22 protein-coding genes are annotated in these 23,339 nt (G+C 69.8%); 6 read left to right on the top strand and 16 right to left on the bottom strand.

What is annotated here, in order from left to right; genetic code table 11:
• Nucleotides 1-37: 37 nt before the first annotated feature.
• From ntrC to dusB, 3 genes are all read right to left on the bottom strand, one after another.
• On the bottom strand, nucleotides 38-1,486 hold the full coding sequence (gene ntrC, locus HLH21_RS00255) for a nitrogen regulation protein NR(I) (RefSeq protein ID WP_182940225.1): 1,449 nt from the start codon (nucleotides 1,484-1,486) through the stop codon (nucleotides 38-40).
• Between the two features lie 100 nt (nucleotides 1,487-1,586).
• The gene (locus HLH21_RS00250) at nucleotides 1,587-2,717 is read right to left on the bottom strand and encodes a two-component system sensor histidine kinase NtrB (RefSeq protein WP_182940456.1); all 1,131 of its coding nucleotides are present in this window, start codon (nucleotides 2,715-2,717) and stop codon (nucleotides 1,587-1,589) included.
• A gap of 5 nt (nucleotides 2,718-2,722) precedes the next feature.
• Nucleotides 2,723-3,781, bottom strand: a complete 1,059-nt coding sequence (gene dusB / locus HLH21_RS00245; RefSeq protein WP_182940224.1) for a tRNA dihydrouridine synthase DusB — start codon at nucleotides 3,779-3,781, stop codon at nucleotides 2,723-2,725.
• 222 nt (nucleotides 3,782-4,003) lie between these two features.
• Here dusB and ispF point away from each other — a divergent pair, with 222 nt between their 5' ends.
• Nucleotides 4,004-5,158 (top strand): 2-C-methyl-D-erythritol 2,4-cyclodiphosphate synthase, encoded by a 1,155-nt coding sequence (gene ispF / locus HLH21_RS00240; RefSeq protein ID WP_182940223.1) that lies wholly within the window; start codon nucleotides 4,004-4,006, stop codon nucleotides 5,156-5,158.
• Nucleotides 5,159-5,350: 192 nt separating this feature from the next.
• Here ispF and HLH21_RS00235 read toward each other — a convergent pair whose 3' ends face one another.
• The 9 genes from HLH21_RS00235 to fzlA form a co-directional block, all read right to left on the bottom strand.
• The gene (locus tag HLH21_RS00235) at nucleotides 5,351-5,536 is read right to left on the bottom strand and encodes a hypothetical protein (protein ID WP_182940222.1); all 186 of its coding nucleotides are present in this window, start codon (nucleotides 5,534-5,536) and stop codon (nucleotides 5,351-5,353) included.
• A 139-nt stretch (nucleotides 5,537-5,675) separates the two neighbouring features.
• A complete protein-coding gene (locus HLH21_RS00230) occupies nucleotides 5,676-6,434 on the bottom strand; it encodes an ATP12 family chaperone protein (protein WP_182940221.1) in 759 nt (252 codons plus the stop codon).
• Nucleotides 6,431-8,881: an AsmA family protein gene (locus HLH21_RS00225; protein ID WP_182940220.1), complete on the bottom strand. Its 2,451-nt coding sequence runs from the start codon at nucleotides 8,879-8,881 to the stop codon at nucleotides 6,431-6,433. Before HLH21_RS00225 ends, HLH21_RS00230 begins: the two co-directional genes overlap by 4 nt.
• 76 nt (nucleotides 8,882-8,957) lie before the next feature.
• Nucleotides 8,958-9,935, bottom strand: coding sequence for an RluA family pseudouridine synthase (locus tag HLH21_RS00220; protein WP_182940219.1), 978 nt, complete (start codon nucleotides 9,933-9,935; stop codon nucleotides 8,958-8,960).
• A complete protein-coding gene (locus HLH21_RS00215) occupies nucleotides 9,932-11,308 on the bottom strand; it encodes a replication-associated recombination protein A (protein ID WP_182940218.1) in 1,377 nt (458 codons plus the stop codon). Before HLH21_RS00215 ends, HLH21_RS00220 begins: the two co-directional genes overlap by 4 nt.
• A gap of 75 nt (nucleotides 11,309-11,383) precedes the next feature.
• Nucleotides 11,384-11,626, bottom strand: a complete 243-nt coding sequence (locus HLH21_RS00210) for a hypothetical protein (protein ID WP_182940217.1) — start codon at nucleotides 11,624-11,626, stop codon at nucleotides 11,384-11,386.
• Nucleotides 11,627-11,684: 58 nt separating this feature from the next.
• A complete protein-coding gene (locus HLH21_RS00205; protein ID WP_182940216.1) occupies nucleotides 11,685-12,437 on the bottom strand; it encodes an SDR family oxidoreductase in 753 nt (250 codons plus the stop codon).
• A 62-nt stretch (nucleotides 12,438-12,499) separates the two neighbouring features.
• Nucleotides 12,500-13,696 carry a BaiN/RdsA family NAD(P)/FAD-dependent oxidoreductase gene (locus HLH21_RS00200; protein ID WP_182940215.1) on the bottom strand — a complete coding sequence of 399 codons (1,197 nt, stop codon included), beginning with the start codon at nucleotides 13,694-13,696 and terminating at the stop codon, nucleotides 12,500-12,502.
• A gap of 7 nt (nucleotides 13,697-13,703) precedes the next feature.
• Complete coding sequence (gene fzlA / locus HLH21_RS00195; RefSeq protein ID WP_182940214.1) at nucleotides 13,704-14,372, bottom strand: FtsZ-binding protein FzlA; 669 nt, start codon at nucleotides 14,370-14,372, stop codon at nucleotides 13,704-13,706.
• A 164-nt stretch (nucleotides 14,373-14,536) separates the two neighbouring features.
• Between fzlA and minC the strand changes: the two genes are divergently transcribed.
• The 3 genes from minC to minE all read left to right on the top strand — a co-directional run bounded on the left by minC (nucleotide 14,537) and on the right by minE (nucleotide 16,463).
• On the top strand, nucleotides 14,537-15,256 hold the full coding sequence (minC, locus tag HLH21_RS00190; protein WP_182940213.1) for a septum site-determining protein MinC: 720 nt from the start codon (nucleotides 14,537-14,539) through the stop codon (nucleotides 15,254-15,256).
• Between the two features lie 107 nt (nucleotides 15,257-15,363).
• Nucleotides 15,364-16,179 carry a septum site-determining protein MinD gene (gene minD, locus HLH21_RS00185; RefSeq protein WP_182940212.1) on the top strand — a complete coding sequence of 272 codons (816 nt, stop codon included), beginning with the start codon at nucleotides 15,364-15,366 and terminating at the stop codon, nucleotides 16,177-16,179.
• Nucleotides 16,176-16,463, top strand: a complete 288-nt coding sequence (gene minE / locus HLH21_RS00180; RefSeq protein WP_182940211.1) for a cell division topological specificity factor MinE — start codon at nucleotides 16,176-16,178, stop codon at nucleotides 16,461-16,463. The genes minD and minE overlap by 4 nt, the downstream gene beginning before the upstream one ends.
• Here minE and HLH21_RS00175 read toward each other — a convergent pair.
• Complete coding sequence (locus HLH21_RS00175) at nucleotides 16,460-17,173, bottom strand: GntR family transcriptional regulator (RefSeq protein WP_182940210.1); 714 nt, start codon at nucleotides 17,171-17,173, stop codon at nucleotides 16,460-16,462. The genes minE and HLH21_RS00175 overlap by 4 nt on opposite strands.
• A 100-nt stretch (nucleotides 17,174-17,273) precedes the next feature.
• Nucleotides 17,274-19,073 (bottom strand): ABC transporter ATP-binding protein, encoded by a 1,800-nt coding sequence (locus HLH21_RS00170; RefSeq protein ID WP_182940209.1) that lies wholly within the window; start codon nucleotides 19,071-19,073, stop codon nucleotides 17,274-17,276.
• A gap of 272 nt (nucleotides 19,074-19,345) precedes the next feature.
• Here HLH21_RS00170 and HLH21_RS00165 point away from each other — a divergent pair, with 272 nt between their 5' ends.
• A complete protein-coding gene (locus tag HLH21_RS00165; RefSeq protein ID WP_182940208.1) occupies nucleotides 19,346-20,383 on the top strand; it encodes a glycosyltransferase family 4 protein in 1,038 nt (345 codons plus the stop codon).
• A gap of 24 nt (nucleotides 20,384-20,407) precedes the next feature.
• On the opposite strand, the gene HLH21_RS00160 is transcribed toward HLH21_RS00165, so the two are convergent.
• Complete coding sequence (locus HLH21_RS00160) at nucleotides 20,408-21,601, bottom strand: MFS transporter (RefSeq protein ID WP_182940207.1); 1,194 nt, start codon at nucleotides 21,599-21,601, stop codon at nucleotides 20,408-20,410.
• Nucleotides 21,602-21,735: 134 nt separating this feature from the next.
• Between HLH21_RS00160 and HLH21_RS00155 the strand changes: the two genes are divergently transcribed.
• On the top strand, nucleotides 21,736-22,164 hold the full coding sequence (locus tag HLH21_RS00155) for a hypothetical protein (RefSeq protein WP_182940206.1): 429 nt from the start codon (nucleotides 21,736-21,738) through the stop codon (nucleotides 22,162-22,164).
• A gap of 17 nt (nucleotides 22,165-22,181) precedes the next feature.
• On the opposite strand, the gene HLH21_RS00150 is transcribed toward HLH21_RS00155, so the two are convergent.
• Entirely contained in the window at nucleotides 22,182-23,291 is a 1,110-nt protein-coding gene (locus HLH21_RS00150; protein WP_182940205.1) for an anhydro-N-acetylmuramic acid kinase, read from the bottom strand.
• Nucleotides 23,292-23,339: the final 48 nt, after the last annotated feature.

Raw genomic sequence — 23,339 nt, 5'->3', positions numbered from 1 at the left:
CGCCAGCGCGGCAGAAGTTTCCTCGCCCTCATGGACGCTAGCTGACCCCACGCACCACCGGAATGTCCAGATCCCGGATCTTCTTGCGTAGCGTGTTGCGATTCAGGCCCAGCATCGCCGCGGCCTTGATCTGGTTGCCCCTGGTCGCCGCCAGCGTCATCTGGATCAGCGGCCGCTCGACCTCGGCGATCACGCGGTCATAGATGTCGTGCAGGGGCATGCCATCCTGGCCCGAGGCCAGGAAATGCCGGATATGGCGGGCCACCGCGTCGGCCAGCGGTTCCTGCGCCAGCGATTCGGGCTGTTCGCCGGGCGATTCGTGCAGGGTCTCGGCCAGTTCGGTATCGACCAGTTCCGCCGTGATCGTTTCCTGCGGATACAGCGCCGCCAGCCGGCGCATCAGATTTTCCAGCTCGCGCACGTTGCCCGGCCAGCGGCTGGCCTGCAGGCGTTCCGCCGCGCCATCCGACAGCAGCTTGGCCGGCAGCCCGTCCTCGCGGCAGCGGTCGAGGAAATGCCGCGCCAGCAGGGGAATGTCCTCGGTGCGTTCGCGCAGGGGCGGCAGGCGGATCGGCACCACGTTCAGGCGATAGAACAGATCCTCGCGGAACGTGCCGGCGCGGATCGCCTGGCGCAGGTCGCGATGCGTGGCGGCGATGATGCGGACATTCGCGCGGATCGGCTGGCGGCCGCCGACGGTCGTGAATTCGCCTTCCTGCAAGACACGCAGCAGGCGCGTCTGGGCCTCGGGCGGCATGTCCCCGATCTCGTCCAGGAACAGGCTGCCGCCGGCCGCCTGCTCGAACCGGCCGGGGGTGCGGCTGGTGGCGCCGGTGAAGGCCCCGCGTTCGTGGCCGAACAGTTCGCTCTCGATCAGTTCGCGCGGGATCGCGGCCATGTTGACGGCCACGAACGGGCCGCCGCGCCGCCGCCCGTAATCGTGCAGCGCACGGGCCACCAGTTCCTTGCCGGTGCCGCTTTCGCCATTAATCATGACCGTCAGGTCGGACGTCGTCAGCCGGGCGATGATCCGGTAGATATCCTGCATCGCCATGGACCGCCCGATCAGCGGCATCCGCTCGTCCCCGTCCGGCTGCGCGGCCTCGGGCAGCGCGCTGGCCGGCGACGCCAGGGCGCGCTCGACCACCGACAGCAGTTCCTTCAGGTCGAAGGGCTTGGGCAGGTACTCGAACGCCCCCCGCTGCGTCGCCTTGACCGCGGTCATCAGCGTGGATTGCGCGCTCATGACCACGACGCGCAGGTCCGGCCGCGCCCGCTTGATCCGCGGGATCAGGTCCAGCCCGTTCTCGTCGGGCATGACGACGTCGGTGATGACCAGGTCGCCCTCGCCTTCCTCCACCCACTGCCACAGGGTCGCCGCATTGGCGGTGGTACGCACCTGATACCCCGCGCGTCCCAGCGCCTGGCTCAGGACGGTGCGGATGGAACGGTCGTCATCGGCGACGAGAACGGTCGGCAGGGGCATACGGGGTTCAATCTCTTGCGTCGAAACGGCCGGGACGGGGGCATGCGCCGGCGGATGGGTCCCCGCCCGGGAACGGGGGATAGGAAGGCCCGGATCGGTTTCAGGTCGTATCTTTTCCCTCGGCCACCACCGGCAGGTGCAGCAGCACCTCGGTCCGGCCCGGCTGGCTGTCGATTTCGATCACGCCGCCATGGTCGCCGATGATCTTGCCCGCCAGGGCCAGCCCCAGGCCGCTGCCGCTGGCCTTGGTCGTCAGGAACGGCTCGAACAGATGGGGGCGGATGCTGTCGGGAATACCCGGTCCGCTATCGCGCACCGACACCACCAGCGGCAGTTCCACCCGCTGTTCCATGCCCGGCACCGCCAGGCGGACCCCATGGCGATAGCTGGTGCCCAGGGTGATCGTCCCCCCCTCGCCTTCCGATTCGATGGCCTCGGCCGCGTTCTTGAGCAGGTTCAGCAGCACCTGGACCAGTTGGTCCCGATTGCCCCAGACCGGCGGCAGCGAGGGATCGTACTCCTCGACGATGCGGATATTGGCGGCGAAGCCCTGCTGCGCCAGCAGGCGGACCCGCTCGAGCACGCGATGGATGTTCACCGGCCGACGTTCGATCGGCTTGTCGCTGAATATTTCCATCCGTTCGACCAGATCGCGGATCCGGTCGGCCTCGTCGCGGATCAGGACCGCCAGTTCCCGATCGTTCTCCCCGACCGAGCTTTCCAGCAACTGCGCGGCCCCCCGGATGCCGGACAGCGGGTTCTTCACCTCATGCGCCAGGATCGCCGCCATGCCGGACACGCTGCGCGCGGCCGAGCGGAACGTCAGTTGCCGGTCCAGCGTCCGGGCGGCCGACGAATCGTGGAAGGTCAGCAGGACGGATTCCGGCTCCTCCGTCACCAGCGTCCCCTGCACGGTGATGCCCGTGCGGCGCAGCCGGGGGCCTTCCAGCATCAGCTCATGCTCGGCGATGGTCACGCCGTCGCGCAGGACCTGTTCGACCAGAAGGAAGACCGGATGATCGCCGGCCAGCAGGTCCGTCAGGCGCATCTGCACCAGATGCGGGCTGGACACGCCGAAAAACGGTTCGGCCGCGCTGTTGACATAGCGGATGCGATGACCCGGCCCGACCAGGACGACCGGCATCGGCAGGGCGTCCAGCAACGCCACCCCGTCCGGCGTGCCCGCCGGCGACGCCGGGGCGGGCGTGTCGTCATCGCGATGCAGGACCATGGTGCTCACGCCGCCACGGCGGCCTCCTGGCCGCCCGCCGCCGCGCCGCGCCGCTCGCGCACCGAACCGGCGGCGATCTGCCGATCATAGAACGCGTCGATCATGCCGATTGCCGCATCGACCGTATCCACCCGGTTGATGGCGGCGCGGAAACCGGCCGAGTCAGGCAGGCCGGCGGAATACCAGGATATATGCTTGCGGGCCAGGCGCAGCCCCGGATGGACGCCGAAATGCGTCAGCATCAGGTTGTAATGCTCCAGGACGATCGCCTTTTCCGTCACCAGGTCGGGGTCGGGCACCATCTCCCCGGTGGTCAGCGCCCGCCCGACCTGCGCCAGGAACCATGGCCGGCCGTAGCAGCCGCGACCGATCATCACCCCGTCGGCGCCCGACAGCGCCAGGGCCCGCCGCGCGTCGTCCACCGTCAGGATATCGCCGTTGACGATGACCGGCAGCGACACGGCCTCCTTCACCCGCCGGACGAACGCCCAGTCCGCCGTGCCGTTGTAGAATTGCTGGCGCGTGCGGCCATGGACGGTAATCATGCGGATGCCCGTCTCCTGCGCGATGCGGGCCAGGACGGGGGCGTTCAGGCTGGCATGGTCCCACCCCATCCGCATCTTCAGCGTGACGGGCACGTCCACCGCGCGCACCACGGCCTCCAGCAGGCGGCCCGCCAGCACCTCGTCACGCATCAGGGCGGACCCGGCCTGCTGGCCCACGGCCACCTTCTTCACCGGGCAGCCGAAATTGATGTCGATCATGTCGGCGCCCCGATCGACGGCGATCCGCGCCGCCTGGGCCATCGCCTCGGGCTCGCACCCCGCCAGCTGCACCGCGTTCGGGCCGTCATCGGCAACCTCGGCCATACGCAGGGTCGCCTGGTTTTCGCGGACCATCGCCCAGGACGCGATCATTTCCGACACCACCAGGCCCGCGCCCAGCCGGCGCGCCAGGCGGCGGAACGGCAGGTCCGTCACCCCGGACATCGGGGCGAGGATGACCGGGGTACGCAGCACCACCCCTCCACCCAGATCGACAGGACGCAACAACTCTGGCGACATGCTCGGCATTACTTCCGTTTCGGATCGTCGGTTTTCGAGCCCGGCGAACCGGGATGAGCGAAAATCCAGCATAGATGCATAGAATTTAAGCAGAATATACAGTCTTTCGCCGTCACGCAATCGCGATGGCTGCCCCGCGGCCCGTTCGAAAATGAAGAATTCGGGAAACCGGCGGCGTTCTGGCGCTTGACGCCGGGGTGCGCGCGCCGCATTCCTCCGGCCATGCGTGTTGCAGCCATCCTTCTTGCCGCGGGCGCGGGCCGCCGTTACAGCGCCACGACGGCATCCCCAGTCGCCAAGCAGTATCTGACGCTCGGCGGCCGGCCCATCATCCGCCACGCGGCGGACGCCCTTGTCCCGCATGTCGACCTGCTTCAACCGGTGGGCGACGCCGCGTCACTGGCCGAAGCCCTGGCCGGGCTGGACGTCCTGCCCGCCGTCCCCGGCGGCGCGAGCCGGCAGGACAGCGTGCGCGCGGGGCTGGAGGCGCTGGACCGCCTGCCGGCCGCCGAACGCCCGGATATCGTCCTGATCCATGACGGCGCCCGCCCCTATGTCCCGGCCGAAGTGACCCAGGGCGTGATCGCGGCCCTGGCGCGGCACCCCGGCGCCATTCCCGCCGTGCCGGTCGCCGACACCATCAAGCGCGGGCACCACGGCGTCATCGCCGGCACCGTGCCGCGCGACGACCTGTACCGTGCCCAGACGCCCCAGGGATTCCGTTTCGCCCTGCTGCGCGACCTGCACCGGGGCGCCGCCACGACGGATGCGACCGACGATGCCGCCCTGCTGGAGGCCGCCGGGCACGACGTGGCGCTGGTCGCCGGGGCGGAAGACAATATCAAGCTGACTTACGAGGAGGATCTCGTGCGCCTGGAACGCCTGATCGGCCCGACACTGCTGCCGCGCACCGGGATCGGCTACGATGTCCACGCCTTTGCCGAGAACCGTCCGCTGATCCTGTGCGGGATCACCGTGCCGCACGATCGCGGCCTGGCCGGTCATTCCGACGCGGACGTGGGCATCCATGCCCTGTGCGACGCAATCTACGGCGCGCTGGCCGAAGGCGACATCGGCCGCCATTTCCCGCCCAGCCAGAATGAATGGAAGGACGCCGACAGCGCGCGCTTCCTGGTCCATGCCGGCGAACGCATCCGCGCGCGCGGGGGCATGCTGGTCAATGCCGACGTCACGCTGATCTGCGAACGGCCCAAGATCGGCCCGCATTCCGAAGCGATGCGCCAGCGCCTGGCCGACCTGCTGCAGGTCGGGATCGACCGGATCTCGGTCAAGGCGACGACGTCCGAGCGCCTGGGCTTCACCGGGCGCGAGGAAGGCATCGCCTGCACGGCCAGCGCTACCGTCCTGGTTCCCTGAGCCTGGCCCCCGCCTTGAACGGGGCGATCGGAGGCTGGTTTAGAAGTTGGTCTGCCGAGCGAGAGTGCCGCGAAGCGGCACGCCCGGCGTGTGTTTCCGAGCACTGGAGCGGAGCGACCTTGATGGCCGTGAGCACCAGCGCGCAGGAAACGCGCGTCGGATCGCCGGCATACCGGCTTTTAAACCAGCCTCTCAGCCGATCGCCATGATGACGACCACGACCGGCACCACCGCCAGCAGCACCCAGGCCCCCATCGCGCAGGTCGCGACCACATGGGCCACCCGCCGCCGCAGCCGGTGCCCCGACGAGCGTGCAGCCACACCGGTTTCGACGAAGCCGGACGTTTCGGATATCGGACGCCAGTCGATCGAGGCCATGATGTGCTCCTGCCTTAGCCGGTGATGTCTCCCTGACATTCCTCTACACCGACCTTCTGTAACGAAGTGTTCGGCTCCGTATCGGAACGCAAAACTGAACCTGCCGGCCATTTGTGGCGGATCAATGACTGCGCGGGCCTCACGCACCCGTCATTCCGCCCTCCTGCAACAACCGTAGAAACTGGGCCGCCTCCTCCACGTCGCGGCCCAGCGCCGCCAGGCGCGCGGCCTGCTGGGCGTCGTGGCCCCACAACTCCATCTGCGTCCGCTCGTCCAGCGTGGCGCAGGCGGCGGCCTGTTCGCCGCTCAATGCCCCCTCGGCCAGCGCCAGGCCCAGCACCAGGCTGCCCAGCGCCGGCACCGCAACCCCCAATGCCGCCAGGGCGCCGTCCGGAACCGATTGCAGCACCGCCCCCAGGGCGGCCAAGGCCTCGGCCGGCTGGCTGACCGGCATCACGCCCTCGGTCACGCGCAGGACAATCCCGTGCCGCGCGCGCAGCCACTCCAGCCACGGATCCCATTCCGCCCGCTGGCGTTCGACCAGCAGGGACGGCGACCGCGCGCGATAGCAGAGCAGCTCGCCTTCTGCATAACCCGCGAGGGTCTTCACGGTTTCCGACCGGTCGGGCGCAATCCGCTCCAGCATCGTGCCGGCGATTCGCGTCAGGGGCAGGTCGGCGGGAGTGAACAGCCCCCCCTTCCCGCCGCCGGCCAGCCGCCATTCGTCGGCCAGCGCACGGGCCAGCGCGTGGCTGCCCACACGCAGTTCCGTCCCGCCGGGCAGGCGGACCGGCCGGCCGTCCAGCCGGACGCCGAATCCATCCTCCAGCACCACGGCCTGGGCATCGGTCCAGAACCGGCGACGGCCCGCCGCGCCGTTGTCCGTCGCTGTGCTCATCGCAGAATCCCCAGGCCACGCAGGAAATCGAGGGCCTTGGGCGCGCGCACCTTCGGTGCCGCACCGGGTGCGGGACCCGGCTGCCCTTCCCGCGCCGCCTGCAAGGCCGCCGGGCAGGGGTCGGCAATGCCGGCGGACGGACCGAGGGTCAGGCTGAACCGCCCGCCCGGCCCGGCCGGGTCCAGTCGCGGGTGCGGGGCCTGCAACGTCCCGCCCACCGCGACCGGCATCGCCGCCCCCGTCGAACCGATCAGCAATTGCGGCAGCAGGTGCAGATCCAGCTCCTGCCCGGCCAGCCCGACCGTGCCATGCCCCGTCACCGACAGGCGATAGGTCTGCAACCCGATGGTATCCAGCGCCGCGCGGCCGCCGCCCAGCGCCATATGGACCCCCAGGCAGCGCAGCCCGGCCGATGCCCCGTCCCCGGCCGCCGCCGGCCCCACCAGCCGCCCGAGCGCCGCGCCGTCGATGGCGCCATTGACCAGCGACAGGCCCAGGTGCCCGGCCAGGGATGCCCGCAACCCGCCCCGCGTGCGTCCCTGCGCCTCCAGCGTGCCCACCAGTTGCACCGGCCCGCGCAGGATCTGGGGAATGCCCACGCGCGGGGCCGCCCATTCGGCCGGCAGCACCAGCGAGCCCAGCGTGGCGGACAGGCGGGGCACATCGCCCGATGCGTCGATGCTCAGCCGGCCGTTCAGGTGACGATCCGTCCCTTCGGCCCGCAACGGGTCGATGACCAGCCGCCCGCCTTGCAGGACCACATGGGCCAGCGCATCGCGATAATTCTCTCCGCCCAGCCGCACCTGCGCGGCCGAAAGGTCCAGATCGGCATCCAGTCGGCGCAGGCGCTCGAACGGCAGGATTGCATCGTCCGGCGCCGTCGCCGCCGGCATGGTGTCGGATGGCGGGGCGGGTGCGGCCGGCCCGGCGGGCACGGCGGGCGCCGGCGTCGGGTGCGGCGCCCCCCGCAGGGCGTCGAAATCCAGCCGGTCGGCATGCAGGCGTCCGCTCAGCAGGGGCACGCCCCCCGTGCCGCCATGCTTCGTCCATTGCGCCTCGCCCGACAGCGCCAGTTGGGCGGCATCCAGCCGCAGGCCGGACATCTGGACGGTCTCGCCGCCCTGCATCGCCACATGGGCGTCGGCCGTCAGGCGATCCAGCACCTGATCGCCCGGCAGCGCCAGATGGTCCGCCGTGGCGTGGATATCCAGGGCGGACTGCCCACCGCCGAGGCTGCCGCCCAGTTGCGCGGTGCCGCCATCCGCATCCAGCACGATATCGACCGGCATGCCCGTGGCCATGCGGCTGCGCCACGCACCCAGCGTTTCGGACAAGGTGCCCAGCGTGCCGTGCAGCTTGAACGCACGCTCGCCCAGGGCGCCATCGGCCTGCACCGCGATATGGTCGGCCGGGGTCGGGGCATCGACCGCCAGATGGGCAAGCCGCAACCCGGCTGCGAGCTGCCGGGCATCGGCCGGCCCCGTCCGCAGGCGCAGCATACGCAGGCCGGGAACCGACGGGCCATCGCCCGACGCCATGTCGGCAACCTGCGCGGCAAGAGCGATATCGCGGATATCCGGCAGGGCGGCATGGGGAAACAGCCGGTCCAGATCGGCCAGTCGCCCCACAGCCGCCTGGACCGCGACATCGTATCCGCGCAGCCGCGCCGGGTCGGCCAGGGTGCCCTCCACGGTGAGCGACCCCGTCGTCCTGCCGTCGGCCAGGGCCGCCGCCGCCAGATGGACGGGCCAGGCGCCCCCGGCCTGCCCTCCCGCCTGTATCGACGCCAGTGCGCCGACATGCCCCGCCAGGGTGAAGGAGGCGCCGCCGTCGCCCGCGCGATGGCCCAGCACGTCGAAGGACGGGGCGCCGCCCGTCAGCCCGTCAAGCACGACATGGTCCAGCGCGGCCTTGCCCGTGGCATGGCCCTGCCGGTCGTCCCAGGCCAGCACCGCGTCCTGGACGCGCACGCTGCCGATCCGCACCCGCCAGCGGGTGGAGGACGACGACCCGGCCGGCCCCGACGGCCTGTCGTCCGGTTCGGGCGTCATCTGCCAGTTGGCGCGCCCGTCCGCCGTGCGCTCGACCAGCAGGTCCGGACGGGTCAGGCGCACATCCTCCAGCCGGATTTCATGATGCAGCAGCGGCAGCAGCGCCACGCGCGCGTCCAGCCCGGCGGCGGTCAGCATTTCGGCCCGCGCGCCGCCCGCCATGTCGGACAGGCCGAAATCGCGGATCGAGACCGAAGGATAGGGCATGATCCGCACGTCGATCGCGCCCAGCCGCAGGGTGCGCCCGGTCTGGTGCCGCACCGCCACGATCGCCTGCTGCCGCAACGCCTCGGGATCGACCAGCACCCGCGCCGCCAGCGCCGCGCCGCCGGCCACGACCACCAGCGCCGCCCCCGACAGCAGCAGCCATTTCCGTCCCCGCCCGGTGCGTGTCATGCCGTACTCTCCATGATGCCAATTTTCGGCGGCCTGCCAACGGCCGCCGGCCTCTGGTCCAGGGCCTCGGTTGCTGTCAGGTCCGCCGGGGCGACGCGGTGGCGCCCGCGCTGAATCCCAGTTGCCGGAACGTCTCGCGCATATGGGCCGGCAGTTCGGCCGACACGACCAGACGCCCCCCCGCCGGATGCGGCAGGTCGAGCGTGCGGGCGTGCAGATGCAGCCGGTCGACGAATCCCTCGGGATGGGCGGCATCGCCGCCATATTTCGGATCGCCCAGGATCGGCGTCCCCAGGGCCTCGCAATGCACGCGCAACTGATGCGTGCGGCCGGTCAGCGGCGACAGGCCCAGCCAGGACAGCTTGCGCCCGGCGGCGTCCAGCACCTCGTATTCCGACAGGGCGTGGGCCGCGTCCTCGTCCTTGCGCGACGCCACGACGGTCAGCGCGCCGGGCCCCACCCCCAGCCGGGCCAACGGCTGGTCGATCACCCCCGATGCCGGGGACGGCCGTCCGACGACGACCGCCCAGTAGGTCTTCTTCACATCGCGGCCCCGGAACGCGGCGGCCAGCTTCGCCGCCACGCCGGGCGTCCGCGCCAGCAGCAGCAACCCCGACGTGTCGCGGTCGATCCGATGCACCAGCCGGGGGCGCGGATCGTCGTCGTGCGTCTTCAGCCCGTCCAGCATGGCGTCGACATGGTGGGTGATGCCCGGCCCGCCCTGCACCGGCAGGCCGGCGGGCTTGTTCAGGACGATCACCTGGTCGTCGGTATAGATGACCATGCCGCGGATCTCGCGCAGCAGGCGTTCGTCCAGCGCCTTGCGCGGCGGGGGTGCCGGGCGGCTGGCGTCGGGAATGGGGGGCACGCGCACCGCCTGCCCGGGGGCCAGGCGGGTCGAGGTCTCGGCGCGCTTGCCGTCCACCCGTACCTGGCCGGTACGGCACAGCTTCTGCAGGGCGCCCTGCGTCAGGTGGGGATAATGGCGGCGGAACCAGCGGTCGAGGCGGATATCGGCCTCGTCCTCGCTGACGGTCAGGGTCACAACACTCATGACCGACGGCTTTCCCGCAGTCTGGCCCAACTGTCCAGCCGTCGCGCGATGTCGCGTTCATATCCCCGGTCGGTCGGACGATAGAGCGCCTCGCGCCGCATGCCGTCCGGAAAGTAGTTCTGGCCCGAAAATCCCTCGTCCGAATCGTGGTCGTACTCATATCCCCGGCCGTAGCCCAGGTCCTTCATCAGGCCTGTCGGCGCGTTGAGGATATGGGCCGGGGGCATCAGGCTGCCGGTCGATTTCGCCAGCCGCCGCGCCGCCTTGTAGGCGGTGTAGACGGCGTTCGATTTCGGCGCCGTCCCCAGATGGACCACCAGTTGCGCCAGCGCCAGCTCGCCCTCGGGCGAGCCCAGCCGTTCGTACGTCTCCCACGCCGCGACGGCCAGCGGCAGCGCCTGCGGGTCGGCCATGCCCACGTCCTCGGCGGCGAAGCGGGTCAGGCGGCGGGCGATGTAGCGCGGGTCCTCGCCCCCTTCCAGCATCCGCGCGAACCAGTACAGCGCGGCGTCCGGGTCCGATCCGCGCAGCGATTTATGCAGCGCGGAAATCAGGTTGTAATGTTCCTCGCGGTCCTTGTCGTACAGGACGGCGCGGCGGGCCAGCAGGCCGGACAGGCCCTGCGCGTCCAGCGGCTGGTCGGCGCGTACCGCCAGCACCTGTTCGACCATGTTCAGCAGGTAGCGCCCGTCCCCGTCGGCCATGGCGCGCAGGGTCGCCCTGCCGTCGGGGGTCAGCGGCAGGGTTCGCCCGGTCTCGGCCTCGGCCCGGGCCAGCAGGCGTTCCAGCGCCGGGTCGTCCAGCCGCCGCAGCACCAGCACCTGGCAGCGCGACAGCAGCGCGCCGTTCAGCGCGAAAGACGGATTTTCGGTGGTCGCGCCGACCAGCACCACGGTCCCGTCCTCGACCACCGGCAGGAAGCCGTCCTGCTGCGCGCGGTTGAAGCGATGGATCTCGTCGACGAACAGCAGCGTCCCCTTGCCGCTCTCGGCCAGGCGGCGGGCGTCGTCGAACGCGCGTTTCAGGTCCGCGACGCCCGAGAAGACGGCCGACAACTGCATGAAGCGCAGCCCCGCCGCATCGGCCAGCAGGCGCGCGATGGTCGTCTTGCCCACGCCGGGGCCGCCCCACAGGATCAGGCTGGCCAGCGACCCGCGTTCCAGCATCCGGCGCAATGCCCCGTCGGGACCCAGCAGATGGTCCTGCCCGACCACGTCGTCCAGCGACGCCGGACGCAGCCGGTCGGCCAGGGGCTGGGTGCGTGCCGGGGCGGCCCCGGCGCGGCGATGCGGCGCAGGGCCGGTCGTGCGCGTCACCGGCGCGGGATCGCCGAACAGATCTCCGCCGCCCGCGTTCTCGTGCCTGCCTGCCATGCTCTTGCGCCCACCCGTCTCCTGTGACGCCCGTCAGATACCATGCCGGCCGCCCCGACGGAAAATCCGGATGCGCTAATGCACGTTTCCGTACGAGGGCGCGCCCAGGCCGGGGCAACTGCACGGCGCGCCCAGGGGCGCCTGGTACGGCAGGCGGCAGGTATATACCCCGGCGTGGCAGCTATAGCCGTACCCCGCCACCGGGCCGGGCGGCGGCTGGTACGCCTCGGCCACGCCCTGGCACCCCGCGGGCAGGACGGCCAGCCCGCCGATCAGCAGCAGCGCCGCCGCGCGGCGCCATGCCCGATGTTGGCCCATGATGACCTCCTTCCCGATACCGGTGAAAAAGGAACGGCCGGACGGTCCGCCCGGTTGCCTACCAGGGCAGCGTCTGGTCCAGATGGAAGAAGCCGCCCGTCGGCCCATCGCCGGGCAGGGTCGCCAGGCGGACGCTGGTCCATGCGCCCTCGGCGACGTCCAGCGGCGCCTGCTCGCCCCCCATGCCGGTCCGGACCCAGCCCGGATGTGCGGAATTGACCTTCACCGCCGTGTCCCGCAACTCATGCGCCAGATGCACCGTAAAGGCGTTCAGCGCGGTCTTGGACATGTCATAGGCCAGGGTCAGCTTGCCGTAGATCGGCGACTCCGGGTCGCTGTGCAGGGCCAGCGACCCCAGGATGCTGGACAGGTTCACGATCCGCCCGGCCGGCGCCTTCAGAATCAGCGGCAGCAGGGTCTGCGTGAGCTGCACGGTGGCGAACACATTGACATCGAACGTTCCGCGCAGCACCGCCATCGGGGTCGCCGAGGGCGGCGGCACCGCGCCGTCCGCGCCCCTGTCCAGCAGGATGCCGGCGTTGTTCACCAGGATGTCCAGCCTGCCGAAGGTCGCCGCGATATAGTCCCGGAGGGCGATCTGCTGGGCGTCCTCCACGATATCCAGTTGGACGCCCTCGGCCGGCAGGCCCTCGGCGCGCAGTTGCGCCGCAACCTCCTGCGCCTGGCCCGCCTTGCGGCCGGCGACCAGCACATGGATGCCCAATCGACCCAGTTGCCGCGCGGTTTCCAACCCGATTCCCCGCACGGCCCCCGTGACCAGGGCGACGCGATCCGTTTCGTTGATCGACATGGCGTGTCCTTTCCGTATCCGTTGCCCGGCCCTGTTGCGACCCGGTCGTCAGCCCCGGTCCGTCAGCCCGGCTCCGCCAGCGCCCGTCCGGCCGCATGACCGCTGGCCCAGGCCCACTGGAAATTGTAGCCGCCCAGCCATCCCGTCACATCCACGGCCTCGCCCACCGCATAGAGGCCCGGTACCCCCCGCGCCTCCATCGTCGCCGAGGACAGGTCCCGGGTGTCGATCCCGCCGCGCGTGACCTCGGCCTTGGCGTACCCCTCGGTCCCCGTGGGAGTCAGGACCCAGCGCGACAGAAGCTGGCCCAGACGGTTCAGCACCACATCCGGCATCTCGCCGACCGGGCCGTCAGGCAGGTGGTGCGCCGCCAGCATCTGTGCAAGGCGTTGCGGCAGCAGGCCACCCAGCATGGTCTGCCCCGCCACCCTCGGCCGCTGCCGCTTGGCCGCGCGCAGCAGCGCCGCCGCGTCGCGTCCGGGCAGCAGGTCCAGGGACAATTCCCCGCCCGCCTGCCAGTACGACGACGCCTGCAGGATGGCCGGGCCGGACAGGCCGCGATGGGTGAACAGCAGGGCCTCGCGGAAGCGGGCCCGGCCGCATCGGGCCTCGACCTCCACCGACACCCCGGCCAGATCGCGCATCCACGCGCCGGTCGCGGCATCGAAGGTCAGCGGCACCAGCGCCGGGGCCGTCGGCGTCACGCGCAGGCCGAACTGCCGCGCGATATCGTGGGACAGGCCGGTCGCCCCCATTTTCGGGATCGACAGCCCGCCCGTCGCCAGCACCAGCGCCGGGGCGCTGAACGTCCCGCGATCGGTCGCGACGGTGAAGCGATCGGCCTTCGTCACCCCGGTGATGCGGTGCGACAGGCGCAGGTCCACCGCACCGGCGTCGCATTCCGCGCGCAGCAGATCCACGACGGCCCGCGCCGACCCGTCGCAGAACAGCTGGCCCAGCGTCTTTTCATGCCAGGCGATGCCATGGCGTTCGACCAGGGCCAGGATGTCGGCGGGCCGGAAACGGGCCAGCGCGGATTTCGCGAAATGCGGGTTGCCGGACAGGAAACATCCGGCATCGGTATCGCGGTTGGTGAAGTTGCAGCGTCCGCCGCCGGAAATCAGGATCTTGCGCCCGGCCTCGGCCGCGTGGTCCAGCACAGTGACGCGCCGCCCGCGCTGGCCGGCCGTCAGCGCCGCCATCAGCCCCGCCGCCCCGGCGCCCAGGACGATGACGTCGCTCTCCATCGGTCGGGTCATCGGCCGCTCAGAAATCGAGGTCGGCGTAATGATCCGGCGGCACGATCCCCGTCACCCGGTCGTTCAGCAACGACCGGAAGCAGGGCCGGGACTTGATGCGCGCGTACCAGTCCTTGGCCGCCGGGGCCTTGGACCAATCGACGTCATTGATGAAATCCAGCGACGAGAAATGCGCCGCCGCCGCGAAATCGGCCAGCGACAGCGACCCGCCGGCCAGCCATTTGCGCGTCTCCGCCAGCCAGTCGATATAGGACAGGTGATAGCGGATATTGGCGTATCCCGCGCGCAGGGCGTTGCCGTCGGGGTTGCCCCGGCCGGAAATCCGCTTCATCACCTTTTCATGCAGCAGGTTCTGCGTGACCTCGGTGGCGAATTTCTCGTCGAACCAGGCGACCAGCCGGCGGACCTCGACCCGTTCGGCCAGGGTGCGGCCCAGCAGCGGGGTGTCGGGATAGGCTTCCTCCAGATACTCGCAGATGACTGACGAATTGGGGATCGACAGCCCGTTTTCCTCGACCAGCAGCGGCACGGTCCCCGCCGGATTGGCGGCCAGATAATCGGGGCGACGCTCCCACACCCGTTCCATCATCAATTCGAACGGCAGGCGCTTTTCGCCCAGCACAAGGCGGACCTTGCGGCATGCGGGCGACAGCGGAAGATGATAGAGAATACGCATCGTATCGCTTTATTGCATCGTCCCCCGCTTCGCCAAGGGCTCCCTTCGCCGGGCGGAAGAATTCGTCCGCCGGGCGCCCTTCGCGGCCTCTTTGGCTCGACAGGGCGGGCATCTCACGGTAGCTGGAACGGAGCCTTCCCCCGCAGACCGAAAGTCCGTCCCGCTTGTCAGACGACTCCCGCCCGCTGCCCCGTATCCGAGCCCGCGGCCGTTCCTTCCTGGCACTGGTCCTGTCGCCCGAAGCCGCGCTGGACGACTGGCTGCGCGGCCTGGACGCGCAGATCGCGCGGTCGCCGTCCTTCTTCGCCGGCAAGCCGATCATCCTCGATCTCGGCCTGCTGTCCGCCGATGCCGAGGGGCTGGCCGACTTCTACCCCGCCCTGCTGGAACGCGGCGTGCGCGTCATCGGGATCGAGGGCGGCGACCGGTCCTGGCCCGCCCTCGCCGGATGGGACTGGCCCGACAGCTTCGAGGGCGGACGGGCATCGGGCGCCGTCGCGATCCCCGAGGACGACGCGGCCGAAGACACCCAGCCCCCCCAGCCCGCCGCCCCGGCCGGGGCGCTGATCGTCGAAGGCCCCGTGCGGTCCGGCCAGTCGATCCTGTACCCTGATGGAGATGTGATCGTCATCGGGTCGGTCGCCTCGGGCGCCGAGATCTCGGCCGGCGGGTCGGTCCATGTCTACGGGACGCTGCGCGGCCGGGCCATCGCCGGCATGGGCGGGCAGGCCGGCGCGCGGATCTTCGCCACCGTCATGAAGGCCGAACTCGTCGCGATCGACGGCTACTACATGATCGCCGAGGAAGTCGACCCGGCCCTGACCAGCCGGGCGGTGCAGGCGTTGCTGGAGGACGACACCATCGTCGTCCGGGCCATGGATTAGCGGAGGGAAACAGTGGCGCTTTCCCGTTGCGGACGCCACAACTCCGCCACTAGAATCGCGCACACGGGACGCCGCACGCGGCGAATCCAAACAGAGGAACAGATGGTATGGCGAAGGTGCTGGTTGTCACATCCGGAAAGGGCGGAGTCGGCAAGACGACATCGACCGCCGCCCTCGGCGCGGCACTGGCCCAGACGGGGAAAAACGTCGTCGTCGTCGATTTCGACGTCGGCCTCCGCAACCTCGATCTGGTCATGGGGGCCGAACGACGGGTCGTCTTCGACCTCATCAACGTCGTGCAGGGTGACGCCAAGCTGGCCCAGGCGCTGATCCGCGACAAGCGGGTCGAAACCCTGTCCATCCTTCCGGCCTCGCAGACCCGCGACAAGGACGCGCTGACCCCCGAGGGCGTGGCCCGCGTCATGGACGAGCTGCGCGAGAAGTTCGACTGGGTCATCTGCGACAGCCCGGCCGGCATCGAACGCGGGGCGCAGCTTGCGATGTATCACGCCGACCAGGCGGTGGTCGTGACCAACCCCGAGGTCTCGTCGGTGCGCGACAGCGACCGCATCATCGGCATGCTCGACAGCACCACCGAGCGCGCCAAGAAGGGCGAGAAGATCGACAAGCACCTTCTGCTGACCCGCTACGACCCGGCCCGCGCCGCGCGGGGCGAGATGCTGCGGACCGAGGACGTGCTGGAAATCCTGTCCATCCCGCTGCTGGGCATCGTCCCCGAGAGCGAGGAAGTGCTGCGGGCGTCCAACCTGGGCACGCCGGTCACGCTGTCCAACCCCAACAGCGCCCCTGCCCGCGCCTATTTCGAGGCCGTGCGCCGCCTGGAAGGCGAGAAGCTGGACATCAGCGTGCCCACCGAACGCAAGGGCCTGTTCGACTGGCTGTTCAAGCGGAGTGTCGCATGAGCTTCCTGACATCCCTGTTCGGACGCAAGACGTCGGCCCCCGTCGCCCGCGACCGGCTCCAGATCCTGCTGGCGCACGAGCGCGCGACCGGCGAGGGCCAGTCCGACCTTCTGGCCAAGCTGCATGAGGAAATCCTGGAGGTCATCAAGCGCCACATTTCCGTCGACCAGGACAAGGTCCAGGTCAAGATGGACCGTGGCGCCGGGGTCTCGATGCTGGAAATCGACATCGAGGTTCCCGAACTGAAGGGCAAGCCGGTCGCGGAGGCCGGGGGCCTGTCCTAGGCGGGCAGAAGCGGCTCGATCCATTTGCGCGCATATTCGAAATCGCGCACCAGGGCCTGCCGCGCCTCCTCCGGGTTGCGGGCGCGCAGGGCCGCCAGCAATTCGTCATGCGGATGGGCCACGCCCGACGCGCGCGGCGGTGGCCCGGTCCGCGCCAGCGCATAGATCGGCCCCACGCGCGCCCACAGGCTACGCAGGATGTTGGCCGTCAGCGGCAGGTCGGCGATGGTGGCCAGCAGGGCGTGAAAATCGGCATTGCAGGCCGCCATGCTGCCTTCGTCATGGCGTTCGCAGGCCGCCAGGAACGAATCGTTCAGCGCGCTCAAGGCCTCGATTTCGGCCGGGGCCGCGCGCAGCGCCGCCGCCTGCACCAGCCGGCTTTCCAGATCGACGCGCAGGTTGTGGATTTCCAGGAAGCTCGCCTGCGTGATGTCGGGCACCACGGCGGTGTTGCGATCGTTCAGTTCCAGCGCCTGTTCCGAGACCAGGCGCAGCAGCGCCTCGCGCACCGGGGTCGGACTCAGCCCCAGCTCGGCGGCCAGCGGCCGCAGCACCAGCCTCTGCCCCATGCGATAGCGGCTGCGGATCAGCGCGGTGCGGATGTGGTTGTAGGCGTCGACACTCAGGGCGCGCCGCCCCCCTGCGTCGTCCTGTTCGCCCGCCGCGCCCGCCGTCCGGGGGCCGCGCCGGTTCCTGCCTGCTGCTACCATGCGTGTGCTATGCCCGTGACTCTGTGAATTGCCCAAATCAAAGGATGTCCGGCCCAGGACGGCGGGACAGGATGCCTTACGGCGCGTGACGCGCCCGGCCCTATAACGCGCTTTCGACGAACATGGACTGACGTTCCAGGAAATCGCGGTATGGTCCCTCGCTGCGTTCCAGCACGCCGACCGGCCCGTCCTGCACGATCCGCCCCTGGTCCATGACCACGATCCGGTCGAAATCGCGCAGGGTGGACAGGCGATGGGCGACCGCGATCACCGTCCGCCCGACCTTCAGCCGGTCCAGCGCCTCCTGCACATGCTGCTCGCTCTCGCTGTCCAGCGCGCTGGTCGCCTCGTCCAGGATCAGGATCGGCGCGTTACGCAGGAAGGCCCGCGCGATGGCGATCCGCTGGCGCTGGCCGCCCGACAGCTTCACGCCCCGGTCGCCGACCTCGGTCTCGAATCCCTCGGGCATCAACTGGATGAAATCGCGGCAGCCGGCGGCCGCGGCGGCGGCGAAGACCTCCTCGTCGGTCGCATCGGGCTTGCCATAGCGGATATTCTCCAGGATCGAGCGCCGCAGCATCGACACGTCCTGCGGCACGACGGACATGCACGACCGCAGGCTGTCCTCGTCCAGGTCGCGGATGTCGATCCCGTCGATCTCGATCGCGCCGCCCTGCACGTAGCGCAGGCGCTGGATCAGGGCCAGGATCGTGCTCTTGCCCGAACCCGACCGCCCGACCAGCCCGACGCGGGACCCGGCTTCGATCACCAGGTCGAAATGCGCCAGGACGGGGCGCGCGCCGGGATAGGCGAACGTCACGTCGCGAAACGCCACCTCGCCCCGCGACGGGCCGGAGAAGGTCCGCGCCTCCGGCGAATCGACCATTTCGTGCGGCACCAGGATGGCCGACAGGGCCTCGTCGAGGCGGGCGATATGCTGGATGGTCTCGACCAGCGCCACCGCCAGGTCACGGGTGCCGTGCAGGATCATGAAGCCCAGGTTGGTGACCATGACGACATCGCCGATGCTGGCCCGCCCCAGGTGCCACAGCATGACCACCCAGACCAGCAGGCCGGCCGTCAGCACCGCCGTCAGCACCGCATGGACCAGGCGCAGCTTTTCCATGTAGCGCAGCGACGTGCCCCGCGCGCCCATCTCGTGGCGCATGGTGTCCGCCAGGCGGACACGTTCGTAATGCGTCATGCCGAACGAGCGGACCAGCGCCACGTTGTTGATGATGTCCAGCATCTCGCCATCCACGCGGGACGCCTCGGACGCATAGTGCTGGTGCAGCGACCGGCCGCCGGCCGCCATGCGGAACATCAGCAGGCACAGCCCGCCCGACAGGGTGACGATCACCCCCGCCATCAGCGGGCTGATCGTCACCATCAGCCCGATCGACAGCGCCACGTTCAGGCAGGGCGGCAGCACGTTCCACGCCGCCAGGTTTTCCAGGGTGAAGATCGAGATGGCCGACGTCGAGATGCGCGACGCCATCGCTCCCGGCATGCGGTCCGCGAAATAGGACGCCGAATGCGCCGTCAGGTAGCGGAACAGGTCGCGACGGACATCGCCGGTGATCGCGACGAACGCATAGGTGGCGAACCAGCCGGCGACCCGCCACGACATGTTGTCGAACGCGATCACGACGACCAGAACCGCCACCGCCCGCCAGACCGCCGCCATGTCTCCCGCCGCATGCGCGGTCATGGTATCGACGAGAAAGCGGGTGGCGTAGGTTGCACCGACCGTGCACGCAACCGCCACCGCGACCGAGAGGAAGATCAGGACATGCTGGCCAGCATGACGCCGCACATACCGGAAGACAAAGGAAAGCGGCCGGCCCAGGTAGCGGACCAGTTGGTCGTCGGGGATGGTGCTCTCGATATTGCTCGCCAAAATCGGCTGCCCTCTCTGCTGCCGGCCGGTCCCGCCATCGTGGATGATGGGAAATTCCGCGCCTTGACCCTGTTATCTATCCGGATCAAGGGGAAGAAAGATAGACTTCACCCCGGCCGACGCCTCGTTGATGACGGAACGGGGTCGTTCCAACCCCGTTTAACATTACCCCGCATCGCTGTCCCTGCCTCGCGGCCATCGAATTGCCGTTTCCCGGTCGCACGGTCGCATCCCCTACCCCTTTCACGCGCAAGAAAGAAGTGAACTGCCCCATGCGTATCGCCCAGATCGCGCCCCTTCATGAAGCCGTCCCCCCCAAGCTGTACGGCGGGACCGAGCGCGTCGTGTCCTTCCTGACCGAGGAACTGACGGCCATGGGCCATGACGTGACGCTGTTCGCCAGTGGCGACAGCGTGACCTCCGCCCGCCTCAACGCCTGCTGGCCGCAGGCGTTGCGCCTGGACCCCGCGATCCGCGATCCGATAGCGCCCCACATGCTGATGATGGAGCAGGTGGCGCGGGTGACGGACCAGTTCGATATCCTTCATTTCCATATGGACTACTGGCCCTTCACCCATTTCAGCCGCCAGCCCACGCCGATGCTGACCACCATGCACGGCCGGCTGGACCTGATGGAGCTGCAGCCGGTCTTCAATGCCTTCCCGCATGTGCCCATCGTCTCGATCTCGGACAACCAGCGCCTGCCCTTGCCGCAGGCGCATTATGTCCGCACCGTCCTGCACGGCCTGCCCGAGAAGCTGCTGACGCCGCAACCCGGACCGCGCGACTATTTCGCCTTCCTGGGCAGGATCTGCCCGGAAAAAGGCGTGGACAAGGCAATCCGCATCGCCCGCGCGCTGGGGGTCAGGCTGAAGATCGCCGCCAAGATCGACAAGGTGGACGCCGAGTATTTCGACCACGAGATCCTGCCGATGCTGGGGGATGGAGTGGAACTGATCGGCGAGATCAACGACCAGCAGAAGCCCGCCTTCCTGTCGGGCGCCCGTGCGCTGCTGATGCCCATCGACTGGCCGGAGCCGTTCGGCCTGGTGATGATCGAGGCCATGGCCTGCGGCACGCCTGTCGTGGCCTTCCGGCGCGGATCGGTGCCCGAGGTGCTGGAGGATGGGCTGACCGGCCTGATCGTGGATAACGAACACGAAGCTGTTACCGCCTGCGCCCGCCTGCCCGAGCTGAATTCGGCGCGCATCCGCCAGCGGTTCGAGGAACGCTTCACCGCCCGCCGCATGGCCGAGGATTACCTCGACGTCTATCGCGCGCTGATCGCGCAGAAGGGCGCCACGGGCTGAAACGCCGGCGCCGGGGCCGGAAGATCAGCGGCGGAAGGTTTCCCCGGCGCTGACCTGGCGCGCCAGCGCCGCCACCGCCAGCCCGCCGCCCGCCAGGGCGACCGCGGACCATCCCGCGCCGTGGAACAGGGCGGCGGCCGAAACCGAGCCCGCCGCGCCCGACAGGAAGACCATGGTCATGAACAGGGCGTTCAGCCGGCCGCGCACCTCGGGCCGCAGCATGTAGATCGCCCGCATGCTGACGACCTGGTTGGTCTGCACGCCCGCATCCAGCACGATCGCCGCGAGCGCCAGCAACGGCAGCGACCGCCAGGCCAGGGCCAGCCCGGTCGCCGCGAAAGCCCCCGCGATCATCAGCATAGCGCCGGTCGTGGCCCGGTCGGTCAGGCCCCGGTCGGCCAGCCGCCCCGCGACCGGCGCCGCCAGCGCCCCGCCCGCACCGGCCAGGGCGAACAGCGCGATCCCGGTCTGGCCCAGGCGGAATGACGGGCCGGCCAGCAGCAGCGGCACCGCCGTCCAGAACATGTTGAAGGCCGCGAACGCCGCCCCCTGATAGACCGCCCGCCGCCGCAGCAGCGGCGTATGCGCCAGCAGGCCACCCAGGGACCCCAGGATATGCCCGTAGGTCAGGCCGTCATGGACCGGCTGGCGTCGCGGCAGTTTCCGGCCCAACGCCACCATCAGAAGCAGCATCATCCCGCACGACACCACGAACACCGCATGCCAGCCGGCATGGGCGGCCAGGATGCTGGCAAACGGACGGGCCAGCATGATGCCGCCGATCAACCCGCCCATGACGGTGCCGACCACACGACCGCGATCGCGTTCCGCCGACAGATGGGACGCCAGGGGCACCAGGACCTGCGTCGCGGTGGCGAACACCCCGACGACGAACGCCATGGCCAGGAACACGACGGCCGACGACGCCAGCGCCGAGCCCAGCAGGGCCACGCACAGGCAGGCCAGCGCGACCAGCACCAGCCGGCGATTTTCAACGATGTCGGCCAGCGACACCAGGCCGATCATCCCGCATCCGTAGCCAAGCTGGGTCAGCATGACGACGCTGCCCTGCCACGCGGGCGCCAGCCCGATATCCGGCCCGATCAGCGCGATCAGGGGCTGGGCGTAATAGATGTTCGCAACCACCATGCCGGCGGCGCAGGCGATCAGACGAATCACCAGGCCGGAGGGCGTCGGGACAGGCGGGGACATGTTCATCCCGCAACCGTATCCTATTGCCCGCCGCACAGGCAAAAGGCCCCGAGCCCATGCATATATCCGGTACCGCTGCAACCCCGGATGGGCGTCGCCGTTGACGGGACACCGAAACAGGATCCCGGCGGAGTTCCCCCATGACCGAAGCCATGGACATGACGGACTCTTCTTTTCCAACGGATGTCATGGCAATGCGCGCCCGCGCTTATGAAGGCGACGTGCAGACGCCCGGCGACCTGGCGCGGATGGCGATGGCGAGCGAACAGGTCTGCGTCCTGCGCTACAGGATGCATGCGATCGCGGTGGCCGGCATCACCATCAAAAGCATCGATGCCGAGTTCGCGATCCACGCGAAAGGGGAACAGGCCCCCATGACGCCCCCCGCCCGGCGGATCGGTCAGCCCGGCGGAAGTGGCGAAGGCGGCGCCCTGGTCGAAACGGTGCGCCAGGTCCTGACCTCCATGCAGATGGTCATCGATTTTTTTCGGCGACCGCGAGCCGCCGGCGCCCATCATCCGGGACAGGACCCTCACCGACGCGGCAGGACATACGACCGATATGCATGAGGGTCCCGCCGTAACAATCAGGCGGCGCGCCACCGGTTCAGCACCCGCATCACATCCTCGGACACGCCGCCTGCTTCCAGCCGCCCGCCGGTCACAGGCATCGCGGCGCCGGTCGTCCCCGGCCCGGACAAGGGCAGGCCGCGCACGCTGCGAACCGCCAGGAAGCCGAAACACTGGGCCTCCAGCGCATCGCCATTCCATCCCACGGCCTCGACCGGTGCGACGGGCGCGGCCAGATGGACCCGCAACCCCTCCATCAGCACCGGATTGTGACGCCCGCCGCCACAGACCAGCCACCGGCGGGGCTGGAACGGCAGCGGCAGGCTGGCCACCGCCCGGACCGTGAAGGCCGCAAGCGTCGCCGCCCCATCGACGGCGGACAGGCGCGACAACGCCGCCAGCCCCTGGTGGAACGCCAGGCGATCGAGCGATTTCGGCGCCGCGCGCACGAAGAACGGGTCCGACATCAGGATTGCCAGAACGGCGTGATCGACCTGACCGGCTCGGGCCAGCATCCCGTCGCGGTCGTACGGAACGCCGGTATGGCGCAGCGCCCAATCGTCCAGCAACGCGTTGCCCGGCCCGGTATCGCAGGCGACCAGCGCGCCGTCTTCCCCGACCAGCGAGACATTCGCGACCCCGCCGATATTGAGGATGGCGACCGGCCGGGGGATCCGCCGCGTCAGCGCGGCGTGGAACAGCGGCACCAGCGGCGCGCCCTCGCCGCCGGCCGCCATGTCGGCGCTGCGGAAATCATGCACGACCGGCAGGCCGGTTTCCCCCGACAGCAGCGCCGCATCGCCGATCTGCCATGTCCGCCCCTCCTCCGGCCGATGCAGGATCGTCTGGCCGTGGAAGCCCACCAGGTCCGCGTCGCATCGCAAGGCACGCACGGCCTCGACATGCTGGTGGGTCATGTCCCGTTCGACCGCGCGCAGGTCCGGGTCGTCGGGCGACAGGCTGGCGGCATGGTCCAATATCTCCCGCAGGCGGCGGCGCAGGGACGGCGGATAGGGAATGGTGATCGCCGGTCCGGTCGCGTGGATCGTCTCGCCATCGGTCTCGATGCAGGCGGCGTCCACCCCGTCCAGCGCCGTGCCGCTCATCAAACCGATTGCCCTGACCATCCTGCCCCCTCGCCACCGGCGCTGCATTGCCCCGATACGCTATCCCAG

Origin of the sequence: Gluconacetobacter johannae (genome assembly GCF_014174305.1) — a bacterium.
In the GTDB taxonomy this organism is placed as follows: domain Bacteria; phylum Pseudomonadota; class Alphaproteobacteria; order Acetobacterales; family Acetobacteraceae; genus Gluconacetobacter; species Gluconacetobacter johannae.
The sequence above is the reverse complement of the archived record's forward strand: the minus strand, read 5'-3'. Positions and strand labels throughout refer to the sequence as shown.